General features: G+C 73.5%; 15 protein-coding genes. 10 read left to right on the top strand and 5 right to left on the bottom strand.

Annotated features, from left to right (window positions below):
* Window position 1: 1 nt before the first annotated feature.
* The 6 genes from AOM05_RS12095 to AOM05_RS12070 all read left to right on the top strand — a co-directional run bounded on the left by AOM05_RS12095 (window position 2) and on the right by AOM05_RS12070 (window position 5,389).
* Window positions 2-748 (top strand): NADPH-dependent FMN reductase, encoded by a 747-nt coding sequence (locus AOM05_RS12095; RefSeq protein WP_062522598.1) that lies wholly within the window; start codon window positions 2-4, stop codon window positions 746-748.
* Window positions 749-894: 146 nt separating this feature from the next.
* Entirely contained in the window at window positions 895-1,458 is a 564-nt protein-coding gene (locus AOM05_RS12090; RefSeq protein WP_062522595.1) for an NADPH-dependent FMN reductase, read from the top strand.
* Window positions 1,459-1,523: 65 nt separating this feature from the next.
* Entirely contained in the window at window positions 1,524-2,852 is a 1,329-nt protein-coding gene (locus AOM05_RS12085; protein WP_062522593.1) for a cryptochrome/photolyase family protein, read from the top strand.
* Window positions 2,853-3,019: 167 nt separating this feature from the next.
* Complete coding sequence (locus AOM05_RS12080) at window positions 3,020-3,346, top strand: hypothetical protein (protein ID WP_062522591.1); 327 nt, start codon at window positions 3,020-3,022, stop codon at window positions 3,344-3,346.
* A 109-nt stretch (window positions 3,347-3,455) separates the two neighbouring features.
* A complete protein-coding gene (locus AOM05_RS12075; RefSeq protein ID WP_062522589.1) occupies window positions 3,456-4,898 on the top strand; it encodes an AlkA N-terminal domain-containing protein in 1,443 nt (480 codons plus the stop codon).
* A complete protein-coding gene (locus AOM05_RS12070) occupies window positions 4,895-5,389 on the top strand; it encodes a methylated-DNA--[protein]-cysteine S-methyltransferase (protein WP_062522587.1) in 495 nt (164 codons plus the stop codon). Before AOM05_RS12075 ends, AOM05_RS12070 begins: the two co-directional genes overlap by 4 nt.
* 172 nt (window positions 5,390-5,561) lie before the next feature.
* Here AOM05_RS12070 and AOM05_RS12065 read toward each other — a convergent pair whose 3' ends face one another.
* Together AOM05_RS12065 and AOM05_RS12060 are read right to left on the bottom strand one after the other, a co-directional pair.
* The gene (locus tag AOM05_RS12065) at window positions 5,562-6,512 is read right to left on the bottom strand and encodes a 2-hydroxyacid dehydrogenase (RefSeq protein ID WP_082097508.1); all 951 of its coding nucleotides are present in this window, start codon (window positions 6,510-6,512) and stop codon (window positions 5,562-5,564) included.
* Window positions 6,513-6,540: 28 nt separating this feature from the next.
* Window positions 6,541-7,719 carry an ROK family protein gene (locus tag AOM05_RS12060; RefSeq protein ID WP_062522584.1) on the bottom strand — a complete coding sequence of 393 codons (1,179 nt, stop codon included), beginning with the start codon at window positions 7,717-7,719 and terminating at the stop codon, window positions 6,541-6,543.
* Window positions 7,720-7,940: 221 nt separating this feature from the next.
* Between AOM05_RS12060 and xylA the strand changes: the two genes are divergently transcribed.
* A complete protein-coding gene (xylA, locus tag AOM05_RS12055; RefSeq protein ID WP_062522673.1) occupies window positions 7,941-9,131 on the top strand; it encodes a xylose isomerase in 1,191 nt (396 codons plus the stop codon).
* 140 nt (window positions 9,132-9,271) lie between these two features.
* Complete coding sequence (gene xylB, locus AOM05_RS12050) at window positions 9,272-10,699, top strand: xylulokinase (RefSeq protein WP_062522582.1); 1,428 nt, start codon at window positions 9,272-9,274, stop codon at window positions 10,697-10,699.
* Between the two features lie 99 nt (window positions 10,700-10,798).
* Here the strand turns inward: xylB and AOM05_RS12045 are convergent, their stop codons facing one another.
* Complete coding sequence (locus AOM05_RS12045) at window positions 10,799-11,404, bottom strand: hypothetical protein (protein ID WP_062522580.1); 606 nt, start codon at window positions 11,402-11,404, stop codon at window positions 10,799-10,801.
* Window positions 11,405-11,563: 159 nt separating this feature from the next.
* On the bottom strand, window positions 11,564-12,343 hold the full coding sequence (locus tag AOM05_RS12040; RefSeq protein ID WP_062522578.1) for a hypothetical protein: 780 nt from the start codon (window positions 12,341-12,343) through the stop codon (window positions 11,564-11,566).
* Window positions 12,344-12,557: 214 nt separating this feature from the next.
* Here AOM05_RS12040 and AOM05_RS12035 point away from each other — a divergent pair, with 214 nt between their 5' ends.
* Both AOM05_RS12035 and AOM05_RS12030 read left to right on the top strand, forming a co-directional pair.
* Window positions 12,558-13,913 carry an anaerobic C4-dicarboxylate transporter family protein gene (locus tag AOM05_RS12035; RefSeq protein ID WP_062522576.1) on the top strand — a complete coding sequence of 452 codons (1,356 nt, stop codon included), beginning with the start codon at window positions 12,558-12,560 and terminating at the stop codon, window positions 13,911-13,913.
* A gap of 26 nt (window positions 13,914-13,939) precedes the next feature.
* Window positions 13,940-15,283 (top strand): M20/M25/M40 family metallo-hydrolase, encoded by a 1,344-nt coding sequence (locus AOM05_RS12030; protein WP_062522573.1) that lies wholly within the window; start codon window positions 13,940-13,942, stop codon window positions 15,281-15,283.
* Window positions 15,284-15,300: 17 nt separating this feature from the next.
* On the opposite strand, the gene AOM05_RS12025 is transcribed toward AOM05_RS12030, so the two are convergent.
* A complete protein-coding gene (locus tag AOM05_RS12025; RefSeq protein ID WP_228373295.1) occupies window positions 15,301-17,361 on the bottom strand; it encodes a heavy metal translocating P-type ATPase in 2,061 nt (686 codons plus the stop codon).
* Between the last annotated feature and the right edge of the window lie 17 nt (window positions 17,362-17,378).

The following is a 17,378-nucleotide window of genomic DNA, read 5'->3' as shown; positions in this document are numbered from 1 at the left end:
GATGCCGGTCATCGGTCTCCTGCTGGGCCAGCTGCCCCAGGCTCGCACCACCCGTCTGCTCGCCTCGCTGCTGCATGCAGCCGCGCCGAAGGGCACGCAGCTGGTCGAGCTCACCCCCCCTGAACTGCCGCTGCACGCGCCGTACACGGACGCACCCCTGCCCCGCGCCGCCTTCGAGTGGAAGCTGGCCATCGGCGCGGTCGACGGCCTGCTGATCGTGACCCCGACGCACGAGCGATCGGTGCCCGGCGCGCTCAAGCACATGATCGACTGGGCGGACGCCTCTCCCTCGGCGCTCGAGGGGAAGCCCGTGGTCATCGCCGGTGCCGCTGCGCCGCGTGCGGGAAGCTTCATGGCCCTGGTCCACCTACGCACCATCCTGAAGGACGCGGGCGCGGAGGTCATGGGCCAGCCCGAACGCTCCCTCACGGTGCAGGCGTCCGACTTCAGCACGCATGGCCGCTGCCACAGCGCCGACCTCGACGCGCACGCCCACTCGCTGCTCGCCGCGACCGCGGGCTACGTCGCGCACCTCACCCGGATCTCCGAGCCGGGTCCGATCGCCGCCGTGCCCACCGACCCGGTCGCCGCCGTGCGCGCGGAGCGCGCGCCCGCTCCGCCGAGCCCCGCAAGCGGCATCCCGGCGTTCGTCGACTCGATCACCACCGCCGACCCCCTGGTGATCACCGGCGACCCGACCTTCGCGATGGCCCACGTCGACTCCACCACCGGCGCCCCGTCTGCCTGACGGCGCCCTCGCCGGCGCATCGTCCCTCCGCGCGCCCACTTGGTTGATCCGTCACCATCTGGAATAGTTGATGCGTCACCATCGTTGTGACGCCCGTCCGACGGCGTTGTCGGAGCCTCCAACCCACCCCTGAACAGGAGACCACCATGACCCGCATCGGCATCATCGTCGGTTCCATCGCCGACGCCTCCATCAACCGCCAGGTCGCCAACGTGCTGCCCGGCCTCGCGCAGGACTCGGACGTCGAGTTCACGTTCCTCGAGTACAAGGACCTGCCCTTCTACGACTACGCCCACGACGCGGACTACCCGCAGGTCGCGCGCGACTGGAAGCAGGCCATCGCGGACGTCGACGGCGTCATCATCGTGACCCCCGAGTACTCGCGCTCGATCCCCGGCGTGCTCAAGAACGCCCTCGACTGGTCGGCCCGCCCGTGGGGCCAGGGCTCCTTCGCCGGCAAGCCCGTCGCGATCATGGGCGCGTCGATCGGCGCGGCCGGCACCGCCGCGGCGCAGCAGCACCTGCGCGCGATCCTCGGCCACTACGACGCCCCCACCATGGGCCAGCCCGAGACGTTCTTCCAGTACAGCGCGGACGCCTTCGGCGCCGACGGCTCGCTGCAGAACGAGGCCTCGGCCGCGCTGCTCGGCGCGTTCGTGAACGCCGCCGTCGCGCACGTCAACAAGCACTCGCTGGTGGCCGTCGCGTAAGCAGCCAGCACGTTCGCAGGAGGCCCGCCGGAACACACCGGCGGGCCTCTTGCGTTGGGGAGGTCATGACCTCGGTGTGGTGGATCCGGCGCGACGCGCGCCTCGCTGACAACCCCGCGCTGCTCGCGGCGCAGGAGGGCGGCCCCGCGGCCGCGGTGTTCGCGTGGAACCGTGGCGTGCACCTGTGGTCCGGGCGCCGCCGCGCCCACCTGGCGCGCGTCCTGTGGAGCCTGCGCGAGGACACCGGCGGCGCGGTCGGGGTGCGTCAGGGCGAGGCGGCCGACGTGGTCCTCGCGGTGGCGCGGGAGCACGATGCGGCGGCCGTGTTCGCGGCGCGCGAAGCCTCTCCCGCGGGCATCCGGGCGCAGGAGGCGGTGGCAGCGGCGCTGCAGGCGGACGGCCGCGAGCTGCGCCTGGTCGGCACCCCCTACGCCGTCGCGCCTGGGCGCGTAGTCAAGGGCGACGGCACGGAGTACAAGGTCTTCACACCCTTCTCCCACGCATGGCGCGAGCACGGCTGGCCGGCCCCCGCGGAGCGCGCGGATGCCGCGGCATTCGCACCCGTGGGCTCCGACGTCGACCTCGACCAGGAGGCCGCGCACGGCGACGCGGACGACCTGCTCCCGGAGCGGCACGAGTTCCGCGAGAGCCGCGTGCTCGAGGCGTGGGACGGGTACGTCGACGGCGACCTCGCCCGCTACGCCGAGGAGCGCGATCGCCCCGACCTCGACTCCACGTCGCACCTCTCGGTGCCGCTCGCGTACGGCCAGATCCACCCGCGGACGGTCCTCGCGGCGACCGCGCGGGTCCGCGGCGAGGCCGCCCGCAAGCTCGAGTCCGAGCTCGCCTGGCGCGACTTCCACGCCGACGTGCTCTACAGGCATCCGCACGCGCAGCACGAGTCGCTCACCCCCGTCATGCCCGAGGACGCCTGGGTGGAGGGCAGGGACGCGGACCAGGCGTTCATGGCGTGGCGCGACGGCCGCACAGGTTTCCCGCTGGTGGATGCCGGGATGCGGCAGCTCGCCGCGACGGGCACCATGCACAACCGCGTGAGGATGGTGGTCGCGAGCTTCCTGGTCAAGGACCTCCACCTCCCCTGGCAGCGCGGCGCCACCTACTTCCGCCGCGCGCTGCTCGACTACGACCACGCGCAGAACCAGCTCAACTGGCAGTGGGTCGCGGGGACGGGCCGAGACGCGGCGCCGTTCTTCCGCGTGTTCAACCCGACCGCGCAGGCCGACCGCTACGACCCGGACCGCCGTTACGTCGAGCGGTGGGTCGCCGAGGTCGACACGCCCGCCTACCCCACCCCGATGGTCGACCACGCCGCCGAACGTGCCGTCGCGCTCGCCGACCTCAAGCGCGGGAAGGCGACCCGCGCATCGTCCTGACTGCGCCGCCGACGTAACAGAGTTATTTCCCGACGGACACGTCGCGGACACACGCCGGCCGTACCGTGGAGCCCGCCAGCGAGGGCGCCCCTCGGGCGCACGGCGCGGGACCGCTCAGGGCCGGCCGTACCCGCCCCGCCCGAGCGGCGTCCGGGGAAGGACACGCCATGACACCCGCCTCCTCCGAGTACCTGGGCTATGTGGGCCATCCGGAGCTCCCGCACGGCTACTACCCGTATCTGGGCAAGCGTCCGGACGAGCGCCGCGACTGGCTCGCGGGCGCGTCCGTGGCCGCGGGGGTGGCGCTGCTGTTCCCCGCCGCGATCGTGCTGGGACACCTGGCGCTGCGCGCCGTCCGCGCCGGCGGGGCCCGCGCCGAGAGGCGCGCACGCCTGGGCCTGGCGCTCGGCTACGGGGTGGCCGCGGCCGCCAACGTCGCCTACCTGGTGCTCGCCGCGAGGCACGCGATGGCGGGAGGTGCGCCCGCCGCCTGAGCAGCACCGGAGCGCCGGGAGGGGATCGTCGCCGAGGGGCGATCCCGGCCCGCCGCCATGTCCGATCACCGCGAGCGCGGCGGCCCCGACGTGCGTCACACTCGTGGGCATGTGGGACGACGACACGCGCTACGCGGTGATCCGCGGCAGGGACGCGCGCTACGACGGGCAGTTCGTCACCGCCGTCCACACCACCGGCATCTACTGCCGCCCGTCCTGCCCCGCCCGGACCCCTGCGCGCGCCAACGTGAGCTTCTACGCGAGCGCCGCGGCGGCGCAGCGCGCCGGCTTCCGCTCCTGCCGGCGGTGCTTCCCGGACGATGCGCCGGGCTCGCCCCGCTGGAAGGTGGGCGAGGACGTGGCGAGCCGGGCGATGCGGCTGATCGACGACGGCCTGGTCGAGCGCGAGGGCGTCGCGGGCTTGGCGCGCCGGCTCGGCTACACCGAGCGTCACGTGTCGCGCGTGCTGGTCGACGAGCTCGGCGCGAGCCCCCAGGCGCTCGCCATCGCGCACCGCCTCCACCACGCGCGCACGCTGCTCGAGGGCACCGCGATGCCAGTGTCCGAGGTGGCGTTCGCGGCGGGGTTCGGCTCCGTCCGTCAGTTCAACGACGCCGCCAGGGCGGCATGGGCGCTCACGCCGTCGCAGGTGCGCGGGCGCGCGGCGGGCAGACGCGGCCAGGCGGGCGCCACGACGCTCGAGCTCCGGCTGCGCCACCGCGCCCCGGCGTCCGTCGGCCGCACGCTCGCGTTCGTGGGGACCCGGGCGCTCGACGGGGTCGAGACCTGGGATGGGACCACCTACGGGCGGACGATGCTCCTCCCGCACGGCGGCGCGCAGGTGCGCCTGCGCGCGGAGGACTTCCACGTCGGGGCGAGCCTCGCGCTCGCCGACGTGCGCGACCTGGGCGCCGCGGTCGCGCGGTGCCGTCGCCTGCTGGACCTCGACGCGGACCCGACGGCCGTCGATCAGGCGCTCCGCGCATCGTCCCTGCTCTCCCCCATGGTTGCGGCCGTCCCGGGGCTGCGGGTGCCGGGCGCGGTGGACCCGTTCGAGATGGTGGTGCGTGCGGTGGTGGGCCAGCAGGTGAGCGTCGCTGGGGCGAGGCGGACGCTTGGGGCGATGACGGAGCGGTTCGGGGCGCCGCTCGATCCGGAGGCCCCCGAGGGCGCGCGCCTGTTCCCCACTCCCGAGGCGCTGGTCGACGTGGATCCCGCGACGGGGCTGATCCCGCAGGCGCGGTGGCGCGCGATCTCCGCGACGGCGCGTGCGCTGCTCGACGGCACGTTGGACCTGGGCCCGGGCGCGGACCGGGTGGAGGCCCGCGCGCGGCTGCTCGCGGTGCGCGGGATCGGGCCGTGGACCGTGGAGTACGTGGCGCTGCGGGCCCTGGGGGACCCGGATGCGTTCCCGGCGGGAGACCTGGTGCTGCAGAAGGCGGCGGGGCTCGACGCGAGGGAGCTGACCGAGGCGGCCGAGGCGTGGCGACCGTGGCGCGCCTATGCGGCGATGCACCTGTGGACCGCGGTGACGGAAGGACGGATCTCATGACCACCCTGACCTCGACGGCCCTGGTGCGGCGCGACGTCGACACTCCCCTGGGCCCGCTCACGCTGGTCGCATCGGACACCGCGCTGCTGGGCGCGTACTTCGCGGATCACCGGCGGCGGCCGGCGCTCTCCGGCGCCATGGAGGCCGACGCGCACGCGGTGCTCGACGCGGCGGAGACGGCGTTCGAGGCCTACTTCGCGGGCGCCGCTGCGGACGTGCCGGTGGCTGCGGTCGCGCCGGGCACGGCGTTCCAGCGCGAGGTGTGGGAGGCGCTGCGCGACATCCCCGCGGGCGAGACGCGCACGTACGCGCAGGTGGCGGCCGCGATCGGGCGGCCGTCGGCGGTGCGCGCGGTCGCCGGCGCGATCGGGCGCAATCCCCTCACGGTCGCGGTGCCCTGCCACCGGGTGGTCGGCACCGACGGCTCGCTGACGGGGTACGCGGGCGGCGTGGAGCGCAAGCGCTGGCTGCTCGCCCACGAGCGCGGCTAAACGTACGGCGTCGCGAGAAAGTTCCGCGTTTGGTCACAAAACGGTCACAGCCACTGTGCAGGGCGCGCGGAACCGTCCTAGCCTGGCCAGGTGAGGCGCCCGAAGGGACCCACCTCCCGAGACGGGAGCGCCACAGCTGAGGGGCGGTGCCTTCCCCGCGATCGAGGGGGGCTCACGCGGGGAAGGCGCCCATCAGCACCAGGTTCACGGGATCGTCGCCCGACCTGCGCGCCGCGATCTGACGGCGCACCACGTCCGTGTAGCGCCTGTTGGTGAGGTGCTCGACACCCGCGACGTGCGGGACCACGATGCACCCGGGCGCCGACCACAGCGGGTGGCCGTCGGGAAGCGGCTCGGGGTCGGTGACGTCGAGCGCGGCGCGCAGGCGGCCGCTTTCGAGCTCCGCGAGCAGCGCATCGGTGTCGACCACCTTGCCGCGGCCCACGTTGACGAGCAGCGCGCCGTCGCGCATCGCGGACAGGAAGGCGGCGTCCACCATGCGGTCCGTCTCCTCGCTGTGGGGCGTGACGATGACGACGATGTCGTGGTGCGGCAGCACGGCGTGCAGGTCCGCGACCGCGTGCACGGTGGTGCCGTCCGGCGCGATGCGGGCCGTGCGGGCCACCCCCTCGACCTCCACCTCGCACGCGCGAAGCCGCGCGCCGATCGCCTCGCCGATGCTCCCGTAGCCGACCACCAGGGCGCGCGTGTCGGCAAGCGACGGGGCCCGGAAGTCGGGCTCCCACACGCCGCGGCGCTGCGCGTCGAGGAAGGCGGGCAGGCGCCGCTGGGACGCGAGCGCGAGCAGCAGCGTCATCTCCGCGACCCGCGTGTCGTGGACGCCGCGCGCGTTCGCGAGCGCGACGCCCGGCGGGACGAACGGCGCGGCGTGCTCGAAGCCCGCGGACGGCAGCTGGATCACCTCGAGGTTCGCGCAGGTCGCGAGGCGCCCGTAGACCCGCCTGCCGCCGGTGGCGTGCGCGAGGCAGGCGATGGTGATGCGATCGCGCTCGTCCTCGGGCGGGTCCGCCTCCGCGGGGTTCCACACGATGACGCGCGCGCCGGGACCGGGGTCGCCGAGCGCGTCCAAGACGGCCTGCGAGGGCACGGAGACGGTGATCATGGCGCCAGTGTGCCAGGCGGGTCGCGGGCTACAGCGCGACGAGCGGGACGCCGGCGGGGTCCTCGAGGAGGGGCGCGAAGGCGCGTTCCGCGGCGCCGATGAGCAGTCGGTTGCCGCCCAGCCGCGCCCGCGCGATCGCGACGTCCTCCGCGTCGGGGCGGAAGGCGAGCTCGCGCACGCGCTCCGTGACCAGGTCGCGGCGGGCGTCGTACAGCGCACCCAGGTAGCCGCCGAGCAGCACCAGGTCGGGGTCGAACGCGCACTCGAGGTTGGCGATCGCGGCGGCGAGCGTGGACGCCAGGGCGTCGAAGGCCGGGGCGTCGTGAGCGGCGGCGTCGAGGCGGTCCGCGTTGAGCTCCGTCTCGAGGCATCCGTGGCGGCCGCACGAGCAGCGCTCGCCGTCGGAGCGGATCATCATGTGGCCGAACTCGCCGCCGTAGCCGCGGCCACCGCGCAGCATGCGTCCGCCCACGAGCGCGGCGCCTCCGATGCCGGAGGCCGAGCCGTTGAGGTAGACCACCGTGTCGACGCCGCGGGCGGAGCCGAAGCTCCATTCCGCGCGCAGGCCCATGTTCGCGTCGTTGCCCACCGCGACGGGGAGCCCGAACGCGTCGGCGAGCGCCGAGCCCAGGTCGACGTCGTGCCAGCCCAGGTGCGGCGCGGCCACCACCGTGGTGCCGTCGATGGCGACCAGGCCGGGCACCGCGGCACCGGCGCCCACCACGCGCAGGCCCGGGATCTCCGCGGCGATCTCGCGCGCGGCCTCCCACGCGAACGCGACCGCGTCGTGCGCGGTAGGGGGCGCGTCGACGGAGACGCGCCGACGCGCGAGCACCGTGCCGTCGATCGCGACGGCGCCCAGCTCGATGGCGTCGACGTCGGGGTGGAGCGCGAGGGCCACGACGTCGTCGCGCGGCCGCACGATCAGGCTCGGACGGCCCACCGCGCCCGTCTCGGCGGCGGCATCCTCGACCACGAGGCCGAGCTCCGCGAGCTCGGTGACGAGCCCGCCGATGGTCGACCGGTTGAGCCCCGTGTCGCGCGTCAGCTGCGCGCGGGTGAGGGGGCCGCCGTAGTGGACCGCGGTGATGAGCGAGGACAGGTTGTGGCGCCGCGTGTGGTCGTTGCGGCTGCCCCGGGCGGCCGCCATGCGTGCCGGCGCGTCCGAGTGCTCCCGTACGCCCGTGCCACCCGCCTCGTCCGTCATCGCGCCTCCTCCGTGCCCGTCAGTATCCCGCAACGCTCCCCCGCGACGGGACAGCCCGCGCGCGGTGCGCGGGCCCGCTGCCGCGCCGTGCCGAAAGCCGGCGACGGCTCGTGCGCAAGCCCACCGCTGCATCGTCCCCCGCCCGCTTTGACGGGACCCCGTCGCGGGTATATGTTCTCTGCGGGAACATTTTAACCCGCTCGACGACGACTGGAGACGTGATGTCCTTCACCCCCACCCCTGCCGACAAGTTCACGTTCGGCCTCTGGACCATCGGCTGGCCGGGCAACGACCCGTTCGGGCCGGGCAGCCGCGGACCGCTCGACACGGTCGAGGCGATCCACAAGCTCGCCGAGCTGGGCGCCTACGGCATGACCTTCCACGACGACGACCTGTTCCCGTTCGGGTCCTCCGACGCGGACCGCCGGGCCGCGATCGACGCACTCAAGAAGGCGTGCGAGGAGACCGGGATGAAGATCCCGATGATCACCACCAACACGTTCTCCCACCCGGTGTTCAAGGACGGCGGCGTCACCTCCAACGACCGCGACGTGCGCCGCTTCACGCTGCGCAAGATCCTGCGCAACATCGACCTGGCCGCGGAGCTGGGCGCCACCACGTTCGTCATGTGGGGCGGCCGCGAGGGCGCCGAGTACGACTTCTCGAAGGACATCCGCGTCGCGCTCGAGCGCTACCGCGAGGCCGCCAACATCTTCGGCGCGTACGTGCTGGAGAAGGGCTACGACATCAAGTTCGCGATCGAGCCCAAGCCCAACGAGCCCCGCGGCGACATCCTGCTGCCCACGGTGGGTCACGCGATGGCGTTCATCAACACGCTCGACCACCCCGAGATGGTGGGCCTCAACCCCGAGGTGGGCCACGAGCAGATGGCCGGCCTCAACTTCACCGCCGGCATCGCGCAGGCGCTGGACCACGGCAAGCTGTTCCACATCGACCTCAACGGTCAGCGCGGCATCAAGTACGACCAGGACCTGGTGTTCGGCCACGGCGACCTGCAGAACGCGTTCGCGCTGGTGGACCTCCTCGAGAACGGCGGCCCGAACGGCGGCAACGCCTACACCGGCCCCCGCCACTTCGACTACAAGCCCTCGCGCACCGAGGACATCGACGGCGTGTGGGAGTCCGCGAAGGCGAACATGCGCATGTACCTCATCCTCAAGGAGCGCGCGGCCGCATTCCGCGCCGACCCCGAGGTGCAGGAGGCCATCGCGGCCACCAAGCAGCACCAGCTCGCGAAGACCACGCTGGGCGAGGGCGAGTCCGTCGCGGACCTGCTCGCCGACCGCTCCACGTACGAGGACTTCGACGCGGACGCCTACTTCGACGGCAAGGGATTCGGGTTCGTCCGTCTCCAGCAGCTCGCCGTCGAGCACCTCATGGGCGCACGCTGACCCTCCCTCCACCGGGCCCGGCCCGGTAGCCGCGCCCCGGCCGCCCTTCCTCCTTGGGGCGGCCGGGGCGCACCCCTCTCCCTCACCGCATCACCGCCCTGCACCACCGCACCGCACCACCGCACCGAAAGGCCCCGCCCATGACGCTCGTCGCCGGAGTCGACTCCTCCACCCAGTCCTGCAAGGTGGTGATCCGCGACCTCGAGACCGGAGCCGTGGTCCGGCAGGGTCGCGCCTCGCACCCCGACGGCACCGCGGTGGACCCCGAGCGATGGTGGGACGCGCTGCTGAGCGCGATCGAGCAGGCCGGCGGCCTGGCCGACGTCGCGGCGATCTCGGTGGGCGGTCAGCAGCACGGCATGGTCGCGCTCGACGCCTCGGGCACGGCGGTCCACGACGCCCTGCTGTGGAACGACACCCGCTCCGCCGGCGCCGCCGCGGACCTCATCTCCGAGTTCGGCGCCGAGGCCCTCGCGGAGCGCACCGGCCTGGTGCCCGTCGCCTCCTTCACCTCGACCAAGCTGCGCTGGCTGCGCGACCACGAGCCCGCCCTCGCGGCGCGTGTGGCGGCCGTCGCCCTCCCCCACGACTGGCTCACCTGGCGGCTGCGCGGCTACGGGACCGCCGCATCGTCCCCCCTGGGCCCCGTGCTCGAGGAGCTCACCACGGACCGCTCCGACGCGTCGGGGACGGGCTACTGGAGCGCCGCCACGGGCGAGTACGACCGCGACCTCCTGGTCGCCGCGCTGGGGCGCGATGCGGTGGTCCCGCGGGTGCTCGGCCCCGGCGAGAGCGCGGGCACGGTCCACGCCGGCATCGCGGGTCGCGACGACTGCCTGGTGGGCCCCGGCGCGGGCGACAACGCCGCCGCGGGCCTGGGGCTGGGCGCCACCGTGGGCGACGTGGTGATCTCGCTCGGCACGTCGGGCACGGTGTTCGCCGTGACCGAGACGTCCGTGCCGGACCCGACCGGCACGGTGGCGGGCTTCGCATCCGCATCGGGAGAGCTCCTTCCCCTGGTGTGCACGCTCAACGCGGCACGCGTGCTCGACTCCTTCGCGCGCGTGCTCGGCGTCACCCACGACGAGCTCGGCGAGCTCGCGCTGGCGGCCTCGCCCGGCGCCGACGGCGCCACGCTCGTCCCGTACTTCGAGGGCGAGCGCACGCCCAACCTCCCCACCGCCACAGCGTCGCTCACGGGTCTGACACTCGCCTCGACCACGCGGGAGAACCTCGCGCGCGCGGCCATCGAGGGCATGCTGTGCGCGCAGGGCGTGGGGCTCGACGCGATCCTCGCGCAGGGCGTCGCGGCCAAGCGCCTGCTGCTCGTGGGCGGCGCGGCGCAGAACCCCGCCGTGCAGGCCATCGCGGCGCAGGTGTTCGACGTGCCGGTGGAGATCCCCGAGCCGGGCGAGTACGTTGCCGCGGGAGCGGCCGTGCAGGCGGCGTGGGCCCTCACGGGCACGCGTCCCGAGTGGCCGCTCGCGGTGGTGGCAGCACCTGCCCAGGACTCGCGCCCCGGCATCCGGGACGCGTACGACGCGGCGGCAACCGCATACGTGGCCTAGCCGGGTCGCATCACCCGGCGGCCGCGGCCGCCGCGCCGTGGCGAAGCCCTCACGGTCCCTCTCCTGTTCGGGGCCGTGGGGGCTTCGTGCCGTGCGGGCCTACGCCTGGGCGGTGACAGGCTCCTCGGCGGCGGGCGCGGCCTCGACCGCGGGCTCCGACGGGAAGATGATCTTGAACACCGGGAAGTAGATGAGCAGCTGGACCCCGCCGTTGATGACCGTCACCAGCAGATTGTAGATCGAGGGGTCGACCCACTCGCGCACGAGCGGCACGTAGAGGCTCATGAGGAAGCTGCACGCGATGGTGATGAGCACGAGCGCGACCACGTACCAGGCGAGCTGGAACGCGATCCGGCCGTTGGAGCGGAACACGATGTTCCGCTGCAGCGGGAAGTTCACGCCCTGCGAGATCACCAGCATCAGCACGAACGCCACGAAGTAGCTCAGGCCGCCGAGCGCGTCGCCGGTGACCGGGTAGTCGAACACGTAGGTGTCGATGGGCCCCAGCTGCACGTGGAGGAACTGCGCGGGGATCGCGCCCCACCCGGTGGTCTCGAACAGCAGCACCGGCAGGAAGGTGAGCAGCAGGTACTGCAGCGCCGCGACCAGGAAGGACAGGCCCGAGAACTTCACCATCTCCGCGACAAGCACGTGCTCGGCGCTGAAGTCGCGCCACCGCTGCGCGGGCGTCCGGGTGGGTGTCATGCGCGTCTCCTCGGGTCCTGGCGCACCGATACGGCGCCGCCCGATGGACGCTAGACGCGCGAGCGCGCCATGGCGCGCCGGTCCTCACGATCTGTCGCCTGCGCGGCCAGAACTGTCACCGGGCGCCGCGTTGCGCCGCGCCGCGGGCCCGCGGGCGTCTCACGCGTCGATGGAGGCGAAGTACTCGAGCGCGGTGCGGGTCTTGGTCTGCTGGGGCGCGCCCAGGTCGACGCCGCGCGCCGCGAGGTAGGCCTTGGTCTCCGCCGCGACCGCGAAGGCCTGGTCCGGCGCGCACTTGGTCGACAGCTCGAGGATCTGGGAGCCGTCGGGGTACGCCCACAGCTCCGCGACCATCCGGTGCGCGAAGCCCTCGGGCGCGAACTTGAGCTTGAGCAGGGTGATGGGGCCCAGGACGCGGAGGTCGTCCCAGTCGACGCCCTCGGGCGCGTGCGCCTCGAACAGCGCCCGCTGCTCCTTGGTGAAGAGGCGTCGCACGGGCCGGTCGCCCAGGAACACGCGGCGCAGGTCCTTGTCCTCGGCCGCGGCCTTCATGCGCGCCGAGCACACGAAGCCCCCGGGCATCGCGTCGATCTCGACCCCGAACCCGGCGGCCGCGCGCAGGTCCTCGCTGAGATCGGCGGGCACCACGGGGCGCAGCTTCACCACGGAGTCGCCCGGCTTCCTCTGGATGCGCCGCGCGCGCACCACCACGCCGGCGCGGTTGAGCGCGAGGTCCGTGGTGTCGAAGAACGCGACCTGCCGCAGCTCCGCCTCGAGCGGATCCATGCCGAGCCGCTCGACCACGCGGCGGCGGTCGACGCCGGGGACGGTGGCCTTGAGCTCGACCGAGTCGCTGCCGGGGAGCAGGGCCAGCACCTCGGCCAGCTGCTCGGCGGTCAGCGCGGGAAGGGGCGTGCCGGTGGTCGGTGCGGTGCTCATGATGGTGCTCCCGTGGGCGGGCCGTCGCCGTCGACGCCCCTGCTCCGGCCAGGATAGGCACGCCGAGGCCGCCACCGCGCGGCGAGGCCCGCGACCGCCGCATCGTCCCTCGCCAGGCGGCCGCCCGCGGCTCGCCGGGCGGCTGTCGGACCCCGCGCGTACTGTCGTTTCCAGGGCCATCGCCGGCGGGTGCGGAGGCCCCGGAGGGGGCGACATGACCGTCAGCTTCGTGCTCGAGGCCATCGTGGTGCTGGGGGCGATCGTGCTGGGCACGCGCGCCGGCGGCGTCGGCGTGGGCATCTGGGGCGGCGTGGGCACGTTCATCCTCGTCTTCGTGTTCGGCGAGGCGCCGGGCGAGCCGCCGGCGGCGGCCATCGCGATCATCCTGGGCGTGGTGACGGCGGCCGCGCTGATGCAGGCGGCGGGCGGCATCGACTGGATGGTCGCGGTCGCCGCTCGCGTGATCGAGAAACGGCCCAAGCAGATCACCACCATCGCGCCGCTGACCGCGTTCCTGTTCTGCGCGGGTGCCGGCACGGGCAACATCGTGTACCCGCTGCTGCCCGTCATCTACGACGTCTCCTACAAGAACGGGATCCGGCCGGCGAGGCCGCTCACGGTCACGGTGGTGCAGTCCGGCATCGCGCTGGCGGCGTCGCCGGTGTCCGCCGCCATGGCGGCCATGCTCACGCTCACGGACGTCGCGCCGTACAACCTCGGGCTCGCGCAGATCCTCGCGATCACGTTCCCGGCGTGCATGATCGGGATCGTGGTCACGGCGCTCGTGGTCAACCGCATGTGGAAGAACATGGACGAGGACCCCGAGATCCAGGAGCGCATCGCGTCGGGGCTCCTGCCACCGCGCGAGGCGCGGGGGGACGATGCGGGGGCCAGCGCATCGTCCCACCTCACCTACACGGCGCGCGGCCGGAACTCGGCGATCGCGTTCCTGGTGGGGGTGGTCGCGATCGTGCTGTTCGGGATCTTCCCCGACCTGCGACCCTCGTTCACCATCGACGGCGAGACCACCCAGGTGGACATGACCGCGACCATCATCCTGGTGATGTTCGTGGTGGGCGCGGTGATCCTGCTCGTCGGGCGGCCCAAGGTCGCGACGGTGCCGGACCAGTCGGTGTTCAAGGCCGGCATGATCTCCGCGATCGCGCTGTTCGGGATCGCGTGGCTCACCGCCACGTTCATCTCCGCGCACGAGGACTACATCGTGTCGACCGTCGGGGCGTGGGTGACGGACTGGCGGTTCCTGTTCGCGGTCGCGGTGTTCCTGGTGGCAGCGATGACCACCAGCCAGTCGACCGCGACGCGCACCATCGTGCCGATCGGGCTCGCCGCGGGGCTGCCCGCGGGCGTGGTCACGGGCATGTGGGCCGGCGCGCTCGGCGGCGTCTACACGCTGCCCGCCAACGGCCCGCAGATCGCGGCCGCGAACTTCGACCTCACCGGGTCCACCCGGCTCGGCACCAAGCTGCTCGACCACAGCTTCTTCGTGCCCATGCTCATCCTGTCGGTCACTACGATCGTTGCCGGCGCGGTGATCGGCGCGTTCTTCTAGCCCCCCTCACGGAAAGGCGTTCCCTCATGCCCGCAGCGGAGATCCAGGAGAAGGTCCGGGCGCTGATGCCCGACGTCATCGAGGACCTCAAGGAGCTCATCTCGATCCCGTCGATCGCGTTCCCCGGCTATCCCGAGGAGCCCATGCACCGCATGGCCGAGCGCACCCTCGCGCTGTTCCGCGAGGCGGGCTTCACGGACGCGCACTACGGCGACGTGCCCCACGGCTACCCGCCGATCTACGCGGAGCTGCCCGGCCCTCCCGGGTCGCCGGTGGTGGTGCTGTACGCGCACTACGACGTGCAGCCCGCGCCGGAGTCGCAGGGCTGGACCTCCGACCCGTTCACGCCCACGGTCAAGGAGGACGGCCGCCTCTACGGGCGCGGCGCCGCCGACGACAAGTCCGGCCTCGCCACCCACCTGGGCACCCTGCGCGCGTTCGACGGCCAGCCGCCGGTCACCATCCGGCTCATCCTCGAGGGCATGGAAGAGACGGAGAGCAACCTCGAGGAGTTCGTCGAGGCCAATCCCGACCTGTTCCAGTGCGACCTGTTCGTCATCTGCGACATGGGCAACCTGGTCTCCGGCGAGCCCGTGCTCACCACGGCGCTGCGCGGCGACGTCTCCTGCGTGGTGACGGTCCGGACGCTCGAGCACCCGCTCCACTCGGGCGTGTTCGGCGGCGCGGCTCCCGACGCGATGATGGCGCTCGCGCGCCTCCTGTCGAGCCTGGTGGACGATGCTGGGGACGTGGCCGTCGCCGGCGTCTCGGGCGGCGCGTGGTCGGGTGCGGTGCAGAGCGAGGAGAGCTTCCTCGAGGGCGTGCCGCTGGTTCCGGGGGCCCAGCTGATCGGCACCGGCACCATCTCGGACCGGCTGTGGGCGAAGCCGTCGATCAACGCGATCGGCATCGACACCACCTCGATCGCGGGATCGTCAAATGTGATCCTCCCCGAGGCCTCCGCGAAGATCTCCATGCGGATCGTTCCCGGGTCCAACCCCGAGGCGGAGCTCGACGCGCTGGTCGCCCACCTCGAGAGCCACGCACCGTGGGGCGCGCAGGTGTCGGTGAAGCGGATCAAGGCCGCGCCCGCGTTCCTGGTCCCCGGCGGCGGTACGGGCGTCGAGGCCGCGCGCGCGGCGATGGAGGAGGCGTTCGGAGCCGAGGCCTCCGAGGTCGGGTCGGGCGGGTCGATCCCGCTGCTCCAGACCCTCCACGAGGCGTGCCCGGCCGCGGAGTTCGTGCTGTGGGGTCCGGAGGACATGGAGAAGTCACGCATCCACGCGTCCGACGAGTCGGTGGACCCCGCCGAGATCGAGCGCATGGTGGTCGCGCAGGCGCTGCTGCTCGAGAGGCTCGCGGAGGGCTGAGCGCGGCCGCGTGAGCCTCAGGCCTCCTCGGGCCTGAGGCTCACCCGCCGCAGCAGCTGCGCGTTGAGCGCCACCACGATGGTCGACAGGCTCATCGCGATCGCGGCGACGGCGGGCGGCATGGTGATGCCCGCCCACTGGAGCGCACCCGCCGCGACGGGGATCGCGACGGCGTTGTAGCCCGTCGCCCAGACGAGGTTCTGGCGCATCTTGCGGTAGCTCGCGCGGGACAGCTCGATCACGCCCACCACGGCGCGCGGGTCGGAGCTCGCGAGCACCACCCCGGCGGCCTCCATTGCCACGTCCGTGCCCGCGCCGATCGCGAGGCCCACGTCGGCGCGTGCCAGGGCCGGCGCATCGTTCACGCCGTCGCCCACCATCGCGACCCGCTTGCCCCTGCCCTGAAGGTCGGCGACCGCCTTGTCCTTGTCGTCGGGGAGGACCTCCGCGAACACGTCGTCGATGCCGAGCTCGGCGGCGACCGCGTGCGCGACGGCAGCGGAGTCGCCGGTGATGAGCGCGACGTCGATCCCCCGGGCGTGGAGGGCGTCCACGGCCTGGCGGGACTCGGGCCGGATCGGATCCGCGGTGGTGAAGGCGCCCACCACCTCCCCATCGACCACGACGTGGAGGACCGCGCCACCCTTGTCGCGCCACCCGGCCGCCGCATCGTCCAGGCTGCCCGGCGCGCTGACGCCCAGGTGGTCGAGCAGGCTGGGCCCGCCGACCGCGACGGCCCTGCCGTCGACGGTGGCGCGCACGCCGCGCCCGGGGAGGGTGTCGACGTCCTCCGCGATCGGGATGTCGAGGCCGCGGTCCCGGGCGGCGGTGACGACGGCGCGCCCGATGGGGTGCTCGGCGTCGGACTCGACGGCGGCGACCAGGGCGAGCATGCGGCCCTCGTCCCAGCCGTCGACGGTCGCGGCGTCGGTGAGCTCGTGGGAGCCCTCGGTGAGGGTGCCCGTCTTGTCGAACAGCACGGCGTCGATGGTGCGCATGGCCTCGAGGGCCGCGGTGTCCTTGATGAGGATGCCCTGCCTCGCGGAGCTCGAGGTGGCGATCGCGATGACCAGCGGGATGGCGAGGCCGAGCGCGTGAGGGCACGCGATCACCAGGACGGACACGGCCGCGGACAGGCCCTGGGCGGGCTCGCCGGCGAGGGCGTGGGCGACGAAGGTGATCGCGGCGGCGGCGAGGGCGATCCAGAAGAGCCACGCGGCCGCGCGGTCGGCGAGCCTGCGGGTGCCGGAGCGGCTGTCCTGCGCCTCTTGGACCATGCGCTGGATGCCGGCGAGCGCCGTCTGGTCGCCGGTCGCGGTCACCTCGATGCGCAGGGAGCCGTCGGTGGCGACGGTGCCGGCGACCACGCGGTCGCCCTCGTCCTTCGCTACGGGGGCCGACTCGCCGGTGATCATGGACTCGTCGAGGCTGGCGCGACCCTTGACGATGGTGCCGTCCGCGGGGACCCGGCCGCCCGGACGCACCACGACCACGTCGCCCGTCGTCAGATCGGCCAGCCGCACGTGCTCGGTGCCGCCGTCCGCGGTGGTGCGCTCCGCATCGTCCGGAAGGAGCTCGGCGAGCGCGGCGAGCGCGCCGCGAGCCTGGCCCACGGCCTTCATCTCCTGCCAGTGGCCGAGAAGCATCACCACGATCAGCGCGGCCAGCTCCCACCAGAAGCTGAGGTCACCGATCCCGAGCGTGCTGCCCGCCGAGGCGAGGAACGCGACCGTGATCGCGAGGGAGATGAGGGTCATCATGCCGGGCTTGCGGACGGTGATCTCGTCGCGCCAGGCCATGCTGAGGAACGGCCAGCCGCCCCAGAGGTAGATGACCGTGCCGAGCACGGGCGGGATCCAGGCGCTGCCGGGGAGGTCGTAGCCCAGCCAGCCCTCGACCATCTCGCTGGTCGCGCTCACCGGGACCGCGAGCAGGAGGTTCCACCAGAACAGGCGCCGGAAGAGGTCGGCGTGACCGCTGTGGTCGGTGCCGTGGTGGGCGTGGGCTGCGGCGGCGTCGTGGGCTTGGTGGTGCTCCGCCGACGCCTCGTGCGACATGGTCGCGTGGTCGTGTGCCATGGGGACCTCCTCGGGAG

It is taken from the genome of Demequina silvatica, assembly GCF_000971215.1.
Taxonomy (GTDB): Bacteria; Actinomycetota; Actinomycetes; order Actinomycetales; family Demequinaceae; genus Demequina; species Demequina silvatica.
Note: the sequence above shows the minus strand (reverse complement) of the source record. Positions and strands in the feature narration are given on the sequence as shown.